Below are 15,360 nucleotides of genomic sequence, written 5' to 3'. Positions count from 1 at the left end.
AAACAGAACGAGAGGAGAGCAATCATGGGTAAGTTGGTTGAAGGTGTTTGGCAAGATGTCTGGTATGACACAAAATCAAATGGTGGCAAATTTGTGCGCGAAGATGCCGGATTCCGTAACTGGGTTAAAAACGACCCTGATGCGGAGTTTACACCAGAGTCCGGTCGATACCATTTGTATGTCTCTCTTGCTTGTCCGTGGGCACATCGAACCCTCATTTTCCGCAAGCTGAAAGGTTTAGAACCACATATTGATGTCACGGTCGTTTGCCCTGATATGCTCAGCCAAGGTTGGCAAATGGGGCTTCCTGAGCCATTGTTTGGTCACACGCGCATGTATCAAATTTACACGCAGGCCAAACCCGATTACACGGGCCGCGTAACCGTGCCTGTACTTTGGGATAAAAAGACCAATACTATTGTGTCGAACGAGTCGTCAGAGATCATTCGTATGTTTAACTCGGAGTTCAATGCGTTAACAGGGAATCACGACGACTACTATCCAGAACATCTAAAACACGTTATTGATGAGTGGAACGATTTTGTTTATCCGAATGTCAACAACGGAGTGTATCGTTGTGGCTTCGCGACTACGCAAGAGGCGTATGAAGAAGCGTTTGATTCTTTGTTTAATGCGTTAGATAAAATCGATGCTCACCTAGCGACGCATCGTTACTTAGCAGGGAACACAATTACTGAGGCGGATTGGCGTTTGTTTACGACTCTTATTCGTTTTGATGCGGTGTATGTGGGGCATTTCAAGTGTAACAAGCAGCGCATCGCAGACTACGAAAATATACAAGGCTACTTAAAAGAGTTGTATCAAGTTGAAGGCGTCGAAGATACGACGGATTTCTATCACATTAAACGCCACTACTACTTCAGCCACACTGGGATTAATCCGACGCAAGTTGTACCAAAAGGGCCTGATTTAGACCTAAATACTCCTCATGGAAGAGAAAGGATTGGCTAGTTTGCTGCTTCCATCGCAAATGAAAAAGTACTTAACGGTTAGCAATGCCGTTAAGTACTTTTGTGTCATCTAAATACCGGGAGTAGGAAGTTTACTTTTTCATTCATCGCCACCTTACTTAGCGCGTACGATGTCCATCACTAGCTTTCCGTCCACTTTTACAGGACCGTCCTCTTTAGCGCCGAGCGTATACTCAAACACACCAGTCTTCATGCCACCTTTCTCTCCGTGGACCATTAACATCAGCATATCGCCTGATTCTACTGGTTCCATCAAAATTGCATTTACGTTTTCATTCTTTCCCATTTTTAACGGAGCGTAGCCGATAACAGGACCAGGCTTCATTGATTCGTCTGTTCGGTGGACAACCATCCACCCATTGTCATCAGCATGAGCCATTTCAGCGGTCACCGTTCCTCCGGACATATCTTGATCGACGCCTTTAATACTCGGGGCGGAAAAGCTGAATGAAGAAAAACTAATCAGAAACGCAGCTAAACCAAACTTTATCAGTGATGTATTGATGAAATCCTTCATATATATTCCTTAGCAGTCAATGAGTTTGTGCATTGCAGTAGCTTTTACGTATTTCCTAGCAAAAAAGTTTAGCTAAAACGTAAATAATGTCGATAAATTGAACAGGGACCGTGCTGCTTTGGAGCCAATGTATTTTGGGGAATGGGTCAATCGGTGTAAGAACAAGCGCGAGCATTGTCGATTAGGTGTGGTGGGGCGATAGGGAGAAAAGCTTTGCGCACCAGTAATTATAGGTTGTGCAGTGATTGGTATAAAAAACAAATAAGTGTTCTGGCCAGCAATAGAAAAAGCCCTCGACGAATCGAGGGCTTTGTATCTATATCTAACTAGATGTCAGAAGCGATTATTTAGCTTCTTGGTCTGCTTGGATAGCTGTTAGAGCGATGGTGTACACGATGTCGTCTACTAGCGCGCCACGAGACAAGTCGTTTACAGGCTTACGCATACCTTGCAGCATTGGACCGATAGATACTAGGTCAGCTGAACGTTGTACCGCTTTGTAAGTTGTGTTGCCCGTGTTTAGGTCTGGGAATACAAATACTGTCGCTTTACCTGCAACTGGAGAGTTTGGTGCTTTAGAAGCAGCAACGTTTTCCATAATAGCAGCGTCGTACTGTAGAGGACCGTCAATGATAAGATCAGGACGTTTCTCTTGAGCCAGTTTTGTTGCTTCACGTACTTTATCAACGTCTGCACCCTTACCAGATTCACCAGTAGAGTAAGAGATCATTGCAACGCGTGGTTCGATACCGAATGCTGCTGCAGAGTCAGCAGATTGGATAGCGATTTCAGCAAGCTGTTCAGCAGTTGGATCTGGGTTGATTGCACAGTCACCGTAAACCAGTACTTGATCAGGCAGAAGCATGAAGAATACTGAAGATACGATAGACGCATTTGGTGCCGTCTTGATGATTTGGAACGGAGGAACGATAGTGTTCGCCGTAGTGTGAACAGCACCAGAAACTAGGCCGTCAACTTCGTCGTTCTCAAGCATCATTGTGCCTAGGAATACTGAATCTTGTAGCTTCTCACGAGCCACAACTTCAGTCATGCCTTTCGCACCGCGCAACTCAACTAGGCGAGCAACGTAGTTTTCACGAACAGCATCTGCATCGATGATGGTTACACCAGTACCTAGCTCAACGCCTTGTTGAGCCGCTACGCGACGGATTTCATCTGGGTTACCTAGAAGTACACAGTCTGCAATGCCGCGTTCAGCACAGATTGCTGCTGCTTTAACAGTGCGTGGTTCGTCACCTTCTGGAAGAACGATACGCTTACCTGCTTTACGAGCAAGTTCAGTTAGCTGGTAACGGAACGCTGGTGGGCTTAGACGACGAGACTTCTGAGTGCCTTCAGTCATAGACTCGATCCAGTTACCGTCGATGTGGCCAGCAACGTGTTCGTTGATGAACTCGATACGCTCTTTATCGTCTGCAGGTACTTCGATGCTGAAGCTCTGTAGGTTTAGAGACGTTTGCCAAGTGTTACCTTGTGCTTTGAAGATAGGTAGACCAGTGTCGAATGCTGGTTTACATAGGCCTTCGATTTCGCTAGGGATATCGTAACCGCCAGTTAGCAGTACTGCACCAATATCCACACCGTTCATTGCAGCAAGAGAAGCAGCAACGATAACATCAGGACGGTCTGCAGAAGTAACAAGTAGAGAGCCCGGTTTGAAGTGCTCAATCATGTTTGGCAGAGAACGTGCACAGAAAGTGATGCTCTTGATGCGACGAGTGTTGATGTCACCTTCGTTGATGATATCTGCTTTCAGGTGTTTAGCCATGTCGATTGCACGAGTCGCAATCAGATCAATGCTCCATGGCACACAACCTAGTACACGAATTGGAGAAGTGTTGAAAATTTCCATCACTTTCAATTCGTTTTGTTTCGCGCTGTCTGCATCGTCAAAGATTTCAGATAGGTCAGGGCGAGTACGGCCAGCTTCGTCAACAGGAGCGTTTAGCTTGTTGATGATAACACCAGAGATGTTTTTGTTTTTAGTGCCGCCGAAGTTAGAACATGCTACTTCGATACGCTCTTTCAGTTGCGCAGGGTTATCAGTACCTGGAGTCGCAACTAGCACGATTTCTGCACCAAGTGTTGCCGCGATTTCCGCGTTTACTTGGTTTGCAAATGGGTGCTTACGAGTAGGTACAAGACCTTCGATTAGCGTAACGTCTGCGTCTTTGTTGATTTGGTTGTAACGTTCAACAACGGTTTCTAGCAGCTCGTCCATGTTGTCGTTACCGATTAGGCTTTCAGCAACAGACATCGCCATTGGTTCACCGATCTTCATATCGCTGTTACGACCAACGATAGTTGAAGTCAGATCTGGCTGATCACCACCTGAACGTGGCTGACAGATTGGCTTGTAGAAAGAAACTTTAACGCCTTTACGCTCCATAGCGCGAAGAACACCCATGCTAACGCTTGTTAGGCCAACGCCTGCGCTAGTAGGGATAAGCATAATAGTACGAGACATTCGTAGAGTACCTTTAGCTATTTGGGGGATAAAAGCTCAACTCTTATTCCATGAAGCTCGAAGAATAGGAGTTGAGCCCCTAAGAAATTCGTTTGAATGAAAATCTGGCTAGCCGAGTGGCTAGCCAGGAATTCAATTAAAGACCTGTCAGGCGAGCAGTGTCTTCAGCGATGACTAGCTCTTCGTTAGTAGAGATAACCATTGCAGGGATACGGCTGTTTTCAGTCGTGATAACGCCTTCGCCGCCGAAGCGAGCTTTAAGGTTAGCTTCGCTATCTACTTCGATACCGAAGATGCCAAGACGGTTTAGAACCATTTCACGGATAGGGCCAGAGTTCTCGCCGATACCGCCAGTGAAAGTGATTGCGTCTAGACGGCCTTCCATTGAAGCAGTGTAGCCAGCAACGTATTTAGCTAGACGGTGGCAGAACACGTCCATTGCGCGTGTTGCTTCTTCTTTTTGACCGTAGTTGTCTTCAACGAAACGACAGTCAGAAGTCACTTCAGTTAGACCTTGAAGACCAGACTCTTTAGTTAGCATTGTGTTGATTTGATCAACAGAGTAACCTAGAGCGTCGTGTAGGTGGAAGACGATAGCAGGGTCGATGTCGCCACAGCGAGTACCCATTACCAGACCTTCAAGTGGAGTAAGACCCATAGAAGTGTCTACAGATTGACCGTTCTTGATCGCACATACAGATGCGCCGTTACCTAGGTGACAGTTGATGATGTTTACTTCTTCAACTGGTTTGTTTAGTAGGCCTGCAACTTCACGAGTGATGAACAAGTGAGAAGTACCGTGCATGCCGTAACGACGGATACCGTGTTCTTTGTATAGGTTGTATGGAAGAGCGTATAGGTAAGACTCTTCAGGCATAGTTTGGTGGAACGCAGTGTCAAATACAGCAACGTTTTTCAGCTCTGGGAAGTTTTTCTTAGCCGCTTCGATACCGATGATGTGAGCAGGGTTATGAAGAGGTGCAAATGTTGCAGCGTCTTGAATACCTTTTAGAACTTCATCAGTAATTAGTGCAGATTGAGTGAACTGCTCGCCGCCGTGAACGATACGGTGACCGATTGCGCCTAGGTTAGCTTTAAGCTCTGGCTTAGAAGCAAGAATAGTTTCTACCATAAACGCTAGTGCTTCTTCGTGAGCTGCACCATTGCCTAGTTGAGCTTCGTGCTTGCCATCAAGTTTCCACTTGATGCGAGCTTCAGGAAGGTGAAGACACTCAGCAAGACCTGACAAGTGCTCGTCGCCGTTCTCGGCATCAACAACGGCAAATTTAAGAGAAGAACTACCGCAGTTTAAAACTAAAACTAGCTTAGACATGTATGACTACCTGTTATTCGTCTGATAAAAAATCAGTTAAAGAATGAAAAATTAATCACAAGAATAGCCGATACCCAGAAGGCTGCGTACTAATCCTGGTCAAAAATTGTTCTAATTCCATATAAAGAAATAGTGATGAACCCTTCCATCACTATGATGCGATCCGTGCAGATAGATATCTCGGAGTTGCTTAAATTGTAAATAACAGCAACAATGAGATTGAGGGTCTGCAAAGGATAGCGATAATAAGCAATGATAACAAAAAAAATTTGAAAGAATATTAACTTTCATCAATTTTTTGTACCTTCAGTTGAAATGTTCAACTATTTTTTAGTGAGAGAGCGGTATGAGTAATAAAGTCGGATTGATCCATAGCCTGAAAGATGGCCAGAATTACATGGAGATCTGGCCGGTTCGTAAAGAGCTAAGCGCCATATTTCCGGAACAGCGTATCATTAAGGCGACTCGCTTTGGCATTAAAGTCATGCCGGCCGTTGCTGCGATCAGCGTACTCACTCAAATGGCATTCAACAATTACCACGCGTTACCTCAATCCATTGTTGTCGCCTTGTTTGCGATTAGCTTGCCACTTCAAGGCATTTGGTGGCTTGGTGCTCGATCCAACACGAAATTGCCGCCTTCTTTGGCCTCTTGGTATCGGGAGTTGCATCAAAAAATTGTGGAAACAGGTTTTGCTTTAGAGCCTGTCAAAGCTCGCCCTCGTTACAAAGAGCTTGCGATAATACTGAACCGAGCGTTTCGCCAGCTCGATAAATCGTCATTAGAGCGTTGGTTCTAATTTAAATTGTTTGAAATGGAGTGTGCACTGGCTGCTCCATTTTTGATCCTGCCTCTATTACCTACTTTGACGGTCGTTGATGAAGCGAGCGAAGCTTTGTTTACCAAAGATTCTTTCCGGATGAAGAAGTCCCCCCGATCACAAATGTTGCTTTAGTGTTAAATCTTTCTTTTCTTTACTAAGACTTAGTAGTAATAATAAAAACAAGATGCGCAAGAAGTGCACAGTTATATGAACACAACAATACCGCCTTCAAACATTTGAATTCACGAGTCGATACACATATTGAAAGCTCGTGAAACAAGGACGAAGTCACATCAAGGAGTTATGATGAAAACGAAACGTTTATTAGCCACTGCCGTTCTATCAGCTACTGCTATTTTCTCTTCTACCAATGTACTGGCCGCCACTGCAACTGTCGCAGTTTCACAGATTGTCGAACACCCGGCGTTAGACGCGACGCGCCAAGGGTTACTTGATGGTTTGAAAGCGAAAGGCTACGAAGAAGGCAAAAATCTAGAATTTGATTATAAGACCGCACAGGGTAATCCAGCGATTGCGGTGCAAATTGCCCGTCAGTACGTCGGCGAAAATCCTGATGTGTTAGTTGGCATCGCGACACCTTCGGCACAAGCTTTGGTGTCGGCTACTCGCTCTATTCCTGTTGTCTTTACTGCGGTAACAGATCCGGTTGGTGCGAAATTGGTTAAGTCGATGGAACAACCAGGTAAAAACGTAACTGGCCTGTCTGATCTTTCACCCGTTGCTCAGCATGTCGATCTCATCCAAGAAATTCTTCCTCAGGTGAAAAGCATCGGGATTGTATTTAATCCCGGTGAAGCTAATGCCGTGACTTTAGTTGAATTACTAAAAGAAAGCGCAAAAGCAAAAGGCATACAAGTGGTTGAAGCGACCGCACTAAAAAGTGCTGATGTTCAGTCTGCGACTCAAGCGATTGCAGCGAAATCAGACATTCTTTACGCCCCAACAGACAATACAGTTGCAAGTGCGATTGAAGGGATGATTGTGGCAGCGAATCAAGCGAAGAAACCTGTATTTGGTGGCGCGACGTCGTATGTCGAAAAGGGTGCAATTGCAGGCTTAGGTTTTGACTACTACCAGGTTGGTGTACAAACCGCGGATTATGTGGCGGCGATTCTTGATGGTCAAGAACCAGGCAAGCTGGATGTAAAAGTCGCGACGGGTTCTGACCTTGTAATTAATGAAAGCGCAGCATCTAAGCTCGGTATCAAGCTGCCAAGTTCTGTGGTTGAACGTGCGACAAGCATGCAATAAGTAACGTTCTTTTGGGGTAAAGACCGTCACGCTGGTTGGTAGAGGCTTGCCCCAAAATTGATACTCGCCAGACTTCTCGTGTAGAGCATTCTGCTAGAGAAGAAGGGGAGTATACGTTAGAAGTCTTACGTTCAGGTTGGTATTAGCCAGCCTGAGCATGCAGAAAGGAGCAGTTATGTCTGCATTTGCTTTTTTTGGTGCACTCGAAATTGGCTTGATTTATGGCCTAGTCGCTCTGGGTGTGTATCTTACGTTCCGTGTTCTCGACTTCCCCGATTTGAGTGTGGATGGCAGCTTTCCAATGGGAGCTGCGGTGGCTGCAACGGCGATTGTCGCAGGTATTAATCCTTGGCTTGCGACAATAATGGCGATGATAGCTGGTAGTATGACGGGGTGGGTAACCGCTTTTCTGGCTGTTCGGTGTGGTATTTTACACCTGTTAGCTTCCATTCTTACCATGATCGCTGCATTTTCAATTAATATTCGTATTATGGGCAAACCTAATATGGCGTTGCTTGGAGAGGATACGATTCTCACTCCGTTTGAAGCATTGGGCGATGCGATGTTTATTCGCCCTCTGGTTGTTGGGGTCTTAGTTCTTCTTTCCGCTTTCTTTGTCATTCGCCTGCTGAACAGCGACTTTGGTCTTGGTTTACGAGCCACGGGTGTGAATGCGCGTATGGTTTCTGCGCAAGGGGCGAGCACTGGCTTTTATACCTACTTTGGCTTGGCTTTATCTAACGGTTTTGTCGGATTCGCAGGCGCGTTGTTTGCACAAACGAACAGCTTTGCAGATGTGACCTCTGGCGTGGGCACCATTGTGGTTGGTTTGGCTGCTGTGATTTTGGGCCAGACCCTCATTCCGGGGCGAAAAATTTGGGTTGCGGTATTTGCTGTCATCATCGGTTCGGTACTTTATCGCCTTGCAGTGGCTTTCGCTTTGAGCTCTGGCATGTTTGGTTTACAAGCTTCAGACCTCAACCTGGTTACCGCAGTATTGGTGGCTGTGGCGCTTATTGCTCCAAAGCTAAAACAGAGCATGAGAGCGAAACAACGCGTTACTGATGCTAAACAAGCGGCATCAAAAAATGGTTCTGGGGAGGCATTATGATCGAACTAAATAATATTCAGGTCACGTTCAACCCTGGGACGATTTTGGAAAATCGTGCATTGAAAGGCGTCTCTTTAGAGGTTCCAGAGCATCAATTTCTTACCGTGATTGGTTCTAATGGCGCAGGAAAATCGACGTTGCTTGGTGCGGTGACAGGTGAGACGCCGATGATAGGTGGTCAGGTGATCATTGATGGCAAAGACGTCACCAAGCAGACGGTTGCCCAACGTGCAACGCAATGCGCCCGAGTGTTTCAAGATCCATTGGCCGGGACTTGTGGTGAACTGACGATAGAAGAGAACATGGCTCTCGCGCACATGCGTGGTAAAAAACGCAGCTGGGGGCTGGCGCTCTCTACCAAACGTCGCAAGCTGTTCCAAGAGCGAATTAGCATCCTCGGTCTTGGTTTAGAAGACCGCTTGGGCGATAGCATTGGGTTACTGTCTGGTGGACAACGACAAGCCGTTAGCCTTGTGATGGCGACGTTATCGGAGAGTAAGTTGTTATTGCTTGATGAACACACGGCTGCGCTTGATCCTCGTATGGCGGCGTTTGTTATCGACTTAACTAAACGTATTGTCGATGAGTTCAATTTAACAGTGATGATGGTGACGCATTCGATGAAAGACGCATTAGCATGTGGCGATAGGACCGTAATGCTTCACCAAGGTGAAATTGTGCTTGATGTGGCTGGAGAGCAGCGCACTAACATGCAAGTACCAGACTTGTTGGATATGTTCTCCAAAGTGCGTGGTGAAGAGCTGGCAGATGACAGTCTCTTGTTGAACTAAGCGGTATCCGACAAGTCACTACGCCTACTAAGTGTGATCCTCCTTGAGAAAATTGGCTGATATGTCAACTCGCAAGGAGGATTTCTTGTCTCTAATTCTTCAATAACATAGTGGCATATCCGATGACGAGGAGTGCCCATAATGAACCTGCCATTTATTTTTCATAGTCAAACTATTGATGGTTTAGCTTTTAATGACGAGCAAATTACAGTCAGACTGAAAACCGAGACATTGGATTTTGATTCCGTCTATGTGCGTATTGAGCCGGACAATGAAGAATATCTGGTCGACATGGCTCAAGTAGGAACGGCTGGTGAATTATTACTATGGGAGGCATCGTTTCGACCAAATCAAGATCGAGATGTCACACATTATGTGTTTAAGCTCCTCAAAGACGGACAACAATACTGGCTCGATGCACGAGGCGTACAAAAGCGTATTCCACCCAAAGAGTTCCACTTTAAGTTGAATGTGGAGCATCAACCACCAAGCTGGGTCCAAGAGCAAGTTTTCTATCAAATCTTTCCTGACCGTTTTTCTGCTAGTAAAAGTGAGTCCGATATTCGCCACGCTTATGCTCAGTATGATTCTGCATCGATCGTCAAGGCGTGGGGAGACGCGGTAGGCTCTCACCAAAATACCGGGGCGCGTGAATTCTTTGGCGGCGACCTCAAAGGTGTGGAGCAAAAGTTGGACTATCTTGAACAGCTCGGCGTTACTGCGCTTTATTTTAATCCGATCTTTTCTTCACCAAGTAATCATAAATACGACACCACCGATTACTTCACTGTTGACCCTATGTTCGGCACCAATGATCAGTTTGCTGAACTGTGTGAGAAAATCCGCGGTAAGAATATGAAGATTGTCTTAGACGCGGTGTTTAACCACACATCAGTGCATCATCCTTGGTTTGATATAGAACAAAAAGGAGAAGGAGCGTATGGCAATCCGCAGTCAAAGTTCCGTGATTACTACTTTTTCGAAGGCGAAACCAATCACTACATTGGTTGGAAAGGCATTGGTAACTTACCGGTTCTGAACTTTGAAAATGAACAGGTGCGCGACTACATCTACCAAAGTGAAGATTCTGTCATCAAGTATTGGCTGAAGCCACCGTACTTGGTTGATGGCTGGCGGTTTGATGTAATCCATATGCTTGGCGAAGGAGACGGCGCGAAAAACAATGCTCATTATGTGGCAGCGTTTCGTAATGCGACTAAGTCAGTAAACCCGAATGCTTATGTGTTAGGTGAGCACTTTTTTGAAGCAACGCAGTGGTTGCAAGGTGATCAAGAGGATGGGGCGATGAACTACTACGGTTTTGCTCATCCAGTTCGAGCTTTTATCGCACGACAAGACATTATGTACGATCCAATCAACATTGATGGTTTGGAGTTTAAAGCATGGTTGGACGAAGCCAGAGCAAAAATCCCATTTTCTAATCAGCTATCGCAGCTAAATCAACTCGATAGTCACGATACTGCTCGGTTTATCACACTGGTTGATGGTGATAAGCGTAAAATGAACATCGCGCTAGCAATGCTTATGACTTACGTTGGCACGCCTTGTCTTTACTACGGGAGTGAAGTCGGTCTAGAAGGAGGTCTAGACCCGGATAATCGTCGCTGTTTTCCTTGGAATGAAATCGAAAGTTCACAATGGCTATCGCTTTACCAACAATGGATCAAGATACGTAAACAATGTAAGCCTTTACAGTCGGGCTGTATTCAATGGCTGCATTGCACTGACAACCAGTTGGCGTACGCACGTGTACTAGGTCGTGAAGCAGTCGTTGTTATGATTAATCTCAGTGGTAATGAATGTTCAATCGATTTACCTATGTGGCAACTGGGCTTGGAGGTTAGCCAAGTTATATCGTTGTTAGATGACACAGAACAGCTTGATTATAAAGGTCATATCTCTGTCAATATGTCGGCACAGAGCTGCAAATTATGGCGACTAAAGTGACACCACACTCTATATTGATTAAACTCCTTTAATATATAAACGGTCTCAAACAGCGCGCACACATTTGTTTGGTCTCTTGTTATCTGGTGCTGCATTGCATGCGTCACCAGATAACGAGTATCAATTTAATAGCAGTCATAAGAGACTATTGACCTTTCATATGCATGGTACTCAATGGTAAACCAAAGGCGATTTAGCCTCTCATTTGTCATCTTTTTTCCTCTGGCGTTATTTGTAGTGGTTTTACTCGTGACAACGAAAAATTACTATGATGCGGTTAACCGCTATATCGATTCTGAGTATTCGCGTATCGAGCGTGCAATGTCTCGCGGTATTAAAGTACTCACGGCTTTAGATTACAGCTTCACCAACTATACCAATTACGCTAACCCACTGTTTGAAGAACATAATTCTTTAGTCAAAGAAGGGCTTTGTTATCTTTGGCCTATAGATGTGTTATTACTCGAAAGTGTTTATAGTGAAGGGTTACCTGCGGTTGACCTTGATTATATGATCGTAGGGGACGAAAGCTTATGTCAGCAAGGTTCAACGATTAACCAGTTAGCTGAACAAAAGGCGGGTTTTGCGCCGTCATTGTCATTTCTGCACGATATTGAATCGCACATTGTTGGAATCCATTACATTGACAAGCGCGGTTACGTTATCTCCTCACCCGATACCTACGCAAAAAATTTCACAAGAGAGCTTTTGTCAACGCTAAAAGCCCGACCTTTTTGGCAAAAAACCGCGCAAGATAAAGTGAACATTACCTTGGCTGGACCAGGGCCTGTGTTGGACTCGATGGAAGGTCAAGTCATTAGTATGACGGTACCCGTCTATGAGAAAGGAGAACATCAAGGTGTTTTGTCTATTGATTTTGACATCAATACGCTCATGGCTTCGTCGCTAGGTCTTGTTGGTCAGTTTCATTTGGTTTCCAATTTACAATCCATTCCTTCAAACAGTACACGAATCAAACCAGTCGAATTAGAGCGATTGAGTGCGAATCACAGCATGTACTACGAGTACAACCTTTGGGATGAAGCTAAGAACCTAGCGGTTTTTGAAAAATACAGCCTTATTGTCGCACTATTTATTTACGTGCTGAGTACCGTCGTCTTGTTCTATGTGAATATGCATAGCGAGCGACGTTACTTTAAAGAACTGGCAGCAAGAGACCCAATGACCAGCTTATTGAATCGTCGAGGTATGCAAACCGTGTGGCGTAATAAGATGACAAAAAAACAGGTTGCTTTGGCAGTGTTCGATATTGATAACTTCAAGAAGATCAACGACACCTATGGTCATGATGTCGGTGATTCTGCAATTCAGCTTGTTGCAAAATGTATACGTGAAAATATTCGCCATACCGATGTTGCCTCAAGGTTTGGTGGCGAAGAGTTCGTTTTAGCTATTTATGACGAAGATTCAGAAGGCATTAAACTCATTTTAGACAGAGTAAAAAAAGCCATAGATGAGCGCTCGATACGCGTAACGAAAGAAGGCTTTACGATCTCTGGCGGTGTGGTGTTTAGTAAAGAGAGCCGAGTAGAAAACTTTGATGAGTTGTTTAAAGCGGCGGATGAAAAGTTATATCAAGCCAAAAGTACCGGAAAAAATAAGATTTGTTACTAGGATTTAGGTACTAAAAAGGACGAGATATTCGTCCTTTTTGTGTTCGGGAATTATGCAACCTGAGAGTTTAAGTCATCGCGGTAGCGTTGAATATGCTCAACAATTGGTGCGGCTTTGTTGAACGTTCTGATTTCTCTAAATAGGTCTTTTGCTTCAGGATAAGCCTGACGTAAGTAAGAGAACCATTGTTTTACGCGGTTTGGGTAATACAAGCCTTTATCGCCTTTCATCTCAAACTTGGAATAATAGATGAGCAACTCAACCACCTCGGGCCATGACATTGGCTGGTGGTTATGTTTTACCATATTGCCTAAGTTAGGGATATTGAAAGCGCCTCGGCACACCATCAAAGAGTTAACGCCAGTCGTTTCAATGCAACGTTGACCGTCTTCATAATTCCAAATTTCACCATTCGCTATCAGTGGGATATCGAAACGTTCGCGAATTTGGTTGATGTAATCCCATTTTATCTCAGAAGCTTTATAACCACCTTGTTTAGTACGTGCGTGTACGGTCAATTCATTTGCGCCAGCAGACTGAATGGCATCGACAATTTCAAAGCAATCTTCAGGGTTCTCCCAGCCAAGACGAATTTTTGCAGTTACGGGAATGGCTTCTGGAACGGCTTCTCGACAAGCTTTAACAACACGGTGAATGAGCTCTGGATGTTGGAGTAGCGCTGCTCCACCTTTACTTTTGTTGACCATTTTGGCTGGGCAACCAAAGTTTATATCAATACCTCTGGCGCCAAGGTTTGCCGCTTTAATTGCGTTCTCAGTCATCCAGTTCGGTTCTTGTCCCAACAATTGCACATGTACTGGCACACCAGATGCAGTCTGAGAACCTTGCAACAGCTCTGGGCATAAACGGTGAAACACATGATCGGGTAATAGCTGGTCGATTACGCGAACAAACTCCGTAACACACAGGTCATAGTCGTTTATCTCGGTCAGGATTTGGCGCATCAAATGATCTAAAACGCCTTCCATTGGGCCTAGTACAACTCGCATAGCTTGCCTAATACAGTTTGGTGGTAAAAAGGAGGGCGATTGTAGCGATGTAAGTTAAGTTTGTCATTAAAAGAGTCGAAGCGCCCAATGCAGTCAAACACACAACGTTAGGTTACGTGCTTTTGAGCTCTGAGGTATAATGCCGCCAAATTTATGGGAAACCAGATGTCATGCAATACACATTGATTGAAAAAGGTGAAGTTCACGTCGATGAATCTTGCCTATTTATCGAAGGCGCAGTGTTAGCTGCGAATCTGACGACAAAACCACTCGCTCCTGAAAAGTGGTTAGAGCCGCTATTAGGTGAGGGATTCAAAGCGATTCAACCAGCTGTGGAAGAGCAAATTCACAAGCAGCATAACCGAATTCAACGAAACGAATATTCCGTGCTAGAGCTAACAGGCAAAGAACCTGAACAACTTGCTGATTTTGCCGAAGGCTTTATGTCTGTTTGGCCAATGATTGAAGAACAGTGGCAAGACGTTGAGCTCAATGATGGATTACAGCGTATGCTGCAAGCATTACTGACCACTTTGATGCTGGCGATCGATGAGCCAGCAACGCAGCAACAGATGCGTGACGCAGGTATTGAAACGCCACCGGCCCTGACAGATTTAGTCGACCAGCTTGATTTAATGGTCGGTGAAGTCGCGCTGGGCGCGGATGAGTTGATGGTAGGCAATAAAGCTCAAAGCCTAAACCCATTCAAAGGTATCGGGCGCAATGATCCCTGTCCTTGTGAGAGCGGAAAAAAATTCAAGCAGTGCTGTGGTCAATCACGCGGCTAAGTCGAATCGCCGCGCTATCCACTTAACAAAAAGCCGACCAGATGGTCGGCTTTTTGTTAATTTTTACGCGTCAGTAGGATTAACGAATTGGATTAACGCGTTTTGCAGGGAAGAATTGTGCAATTACAATTAATGCCAAAGCGATTAAATTGCCTGCAAAAATTACGACTAACCATTGTGGCATTGATAAATCAAGGAACTGCCATACAACCTTAGAGCAATCACCATATGCTTCAAACATCCAAGGAACCCACTGATTGAGCTGAGCCCAGCTAGGGAATGTGACGAATAAATCGCAAGTCGCGAATGGTGATGGATTAAACTGGTAGTCAACGTGCTGCATCGCAAGTAACAAACCCTTGTAAGCACTTAATCCCCAGCCTATCAAACCTAGCCAGCGGAAAATTGGGTTCTTGGGTGCCAATATACCAACCATTGCAGCGACGCCCACTCCCATCATCGCGACTCTTTCATAAATACACATGACACATGGTGCAAGCATCATGACGTGCTGAAAATAGAGGGCACATGCTTCAAAGAAAACGACGAATAGCAGAAGCAGTAGCCACGATAAACGTCCCTTTGAAAACTGGTTAAGTGAATTTAAAATAGTCACGTTTTTGTTCCTGTCT

The 15,360-nt window shown here is 45.0% G+C and carries 13 protein-coding genes; 8 read left to right on the top strand and 5 right to left on the bottom strand.

Going from position 1 to position 15,360, the window contains the following annotated elements; genetic code table 11:
• The first annotated feature begins 24 nt into the window (after positions 1–24).
• Positions 25–972 carry a glutathione S-transferase family protein gene (locus tag R7E78_RS00430; RefSeq protein WP_042523110.1) on the top strand — a complete coding sequence of 316 codons (948 nt, stop codon included), beginning with the start codon at positions 25–27 and terminating at the stop codon, positions 970–972.
• Between the two features lie 114 nt (positions 973–1,086).
• On the opposite strand, the gene R7E78_RS00425 is transcribed toward R7E78_RS00430, so the two are convergent.
• The 3 genes from R7E78_RS00425 to R7E78_RS00415 all read right to left on the bottom strand — a co-directional run bounded on the left by R7E78_RS00425 (position 1,087) and on the right by R7E78_RS00415 (position 5,330).
• Positions 1,087–1,509, bottom strand: coding sequence for a hypothetical protein (locus R7E78_RS00425; protein ID WP_005380804.1), 423 nt, complete (start codon positions 1,507–1,509; stop codon positions 1,087–1,089).
• A 343-nt stretch (positions 1,510–1,852) separates the two neighbouring features.
• Positions 1,853–3,997, bottom strand: coding sequence for a phosphate acetyltransferase (gene pta / locus R7E78_RS00420; protein ID WP_005380805.1), 2,145 nt, complete (start codon positions 3,995–3,997; stop codon positions 1,853–1,855).
• 136 nt (positions 3,998–4,133) lie between these two features.
• Positions 4,134–5,330 (bottom strand): acetate kinase, encoded by a 1,197-nt coding sequence (locus R7E78_RS00415; protein ID WP_005380807.1) that lies wholly within the window; start codon positions 5,328–5,330, stop codon positions 4,134–4,136.
• Between the two features lie 346 nt (positions 5,331–5,676).
• Here R7E78_RS00415 and yfbV point away from each other — a divergent pair, with 346 nt between their 5' ends.
• The 6 genes from yfbV to R7E78_RS00385 all read left to right on the top strand — a co-directional run bounded on the left by yfbV (position 5,677) and on the right by R7E78_RS00385 (position 12,930).
• Entirely contained in the window at positions 5,677–6,129 is a 453-nt protein-coding gene (gene yfbV, locus R7E78_RS00410; protein WP_005380809.1) for a terminus macrodomain insulation protein YfbV, read from the top strand.
• 330 nt (positions 6,130–6,459) lie between these two features.
• The gene (locus tag R7E78_RS00405; protein ID WP_262640492.1) at positions 6,460–7,425 is read left to right on the top strand and encodes an ABC transporter substrate-binding protein; all 966 of its coding nucleotides are present in this window, start codon (positions 6,460–6,462) and stop codon (positions 7,423–7,425) included.
• Positions 7,426–7,600: 175 nt separating this feature from the next.
• Positions 7,601–8,536, top strand: a complete 936-nt coding sequence (locus R7E78_RS00400; RefSeq protein ID WP_012841584.1) for an ABC transporter permease — start codon at positions 7,601–7,603, stop codon at positions 8,534–8,536.
• Positions 8,533–9,327, top strand: coding sequence for an ABC transporter ATP-binding protein (locus R7E78_RS00395; protein ID WP_065274713.1), 795 nt, complete (start codon positions 8,533–8,535; stop codon positions 9,325–9,327). The genes R7E78_RS00400 and R7E78_RS00395 overlap by 4 nt, the downstream gene beginning before the upstream one ends.
• A 141-nt stretch (positions 9,328–9,468) precedes the next feature.
• On the top strand, positions 9,469–11,295 hold the full coding sequence (gene malZ, locus R7E78_RS00390) for a maltodextrin glucosidase (RefSeq protein ID WP_262640483.1): 1,827 nt from the start codon (positions 9,469–9,471) through the stop codon (positions 11,293–11,295).
• A 174-nt stretch (positions 11,296–11,469) separates the two neighbouring features.
• Positions 11,470–12,930, top strand: coding sequence for a sensor domain-containing diguanylate cyclase (locus tag R7E78_RS00385; protein WP_005387278.1), 1,461 nt, complete (start codon positions 11,470–11,472; stop codon positions 12,928–12,930).
• Between the two features lie 50 nt (positions 12,931–12,980).
• Here the strand turns inward: R7E78_RS00385 and dusC are convergent, their stop codons facing one another.
• Positions 12,981–13,940, bottom strand: coding sequence for a tRNA dihydrouridine(16) synthase DusC (dusC, locus tag R7E78_RS00380; protein WP_262640482.1), 960 nt, complete (start codon positions 13,938–13,940; stop codon positions 12,981–12,983).
• A 170-nt stretch (positions 13,941–14,110) separates the two neighbouring features.
• Here dusC and R7E78_RS00375 point away from each other — a divergent pair, with 170 nt between their 5' ends.
• Complete coding sequence (locus R7E78_RS00375) at positions 14,111–14,728, top strand: YecA family protein (RefSeq protein WP_005380818.1); 618 nt, start codon at positions 14,111–14,113, stop codon at positions 14,726–14,728.
• 79 nt (positions 14,729–14,807) lie between these two features.
• Here R7E78_RS00375 and dsbB read toward each other — a convergent pair whose 3' ends face one another.
• Positions 14,808–15,344 carry a disulfide bond formation protein DsbB gene (gene dsbB, locus R7E78_RS00370; protein WP_047103441.1) on the bottom strand — a complete coding sequence of 179 codons (537 nt, stop codon included), beginning with the start codon at positions 15,342–15,344 and terminating at the stop codon, positions 14,808–14,810.
• Between the last annotated feature and the right edge of the window lie 16 nt (positions 15,345–15,360).

Source organism: Vibrio sp. YT-19(2023) (genome assembly GCF_033337395.1).
The sequence above is the reverse complement of the archived record's forward strand: the minus strand, read 5'-3'. Positions and strand labels throughout refer to the sequence as shown.

Coding starts and splice junctions, on each gene's coding strand:
- R7E78_RS00375 (WP_005380818.1), top strand. CDS start 14,111: ATGCAATACACATTGATTGAAAAAGGTGAAGTTCACGTCGATGAATCT.
- pta (WP_005380805.1), bottom strand. CDS start 3,997: ATGTCTCGTACTATTATGCTTATCCCTACTAGCGCAGGCGTTGGCCTA.
- R7E78_RS00395 (WP_065274713.1), top strand. CDS start 8,533: ATGATCGAACTAAATAATATTCAGGTCACGTTCAACCCTGGGACGATT.
- R7E78_RS00415 (WP_005380807.1), bottom strand. CDS start 5,330: ATGTCTAAGCTAGTTTTAGTTTTAAACTGCGGTAGTTCTTCTCTTAAA.
- R7E78_RS00425 (WP_005380804.1), bottom strand. CDS start 1,509: ATGAAGGATTTCATCAATACATCACTGATAAAGTTTGGTTTAGCTGCG.
- R7E78_RS00385 (WP_005387278.1), top strand. CDS start 11,470: ATGGTAAACCAAAGGCGATTTAGCCTCTCATTTGTCATCTTTTTTCCT.
- dusC (WP_262640482.1), bottom strand. CDS start 13,940: ATGCGAGTTGTACTAGGCCCAATGGAAGGCGTTTTAGATCATTTGATG.
- yfbV (WP_005380809.1), top strand. CDS start 5,677: ATGAGTAATAAAGTCGGATTGATCCATAGCCTGAAAGATGGCCAGAAT.
- R7E78_RS00400 (WP_012841584.1), top strand. CDS start 7,601: ATGTCTGCATTTGCTTTTTTTGGTGCACTCGAAATTGGCTTGATTTAT.
- R7E78_RS00430 (WP_042523110.1), top strand. CDS start 25: ATGGGTAAGTTGGTTGAAGGTGTTTGGCAAGATGTCTGGTATGACACA.
- malZ (WP_262640483.1), top strand. CDS start 9,469: ATGAACCTGCCATTTATTTTTCATAGTCAAACTATTGATGGTTTAGCT.
- R7E78_RS00405 (WP_262640492.1), top strand. CDS start 6,460: ATGAAAACGAAACGTTTATTAGCCACTGCCGTTCTATCAGCTACTGCT.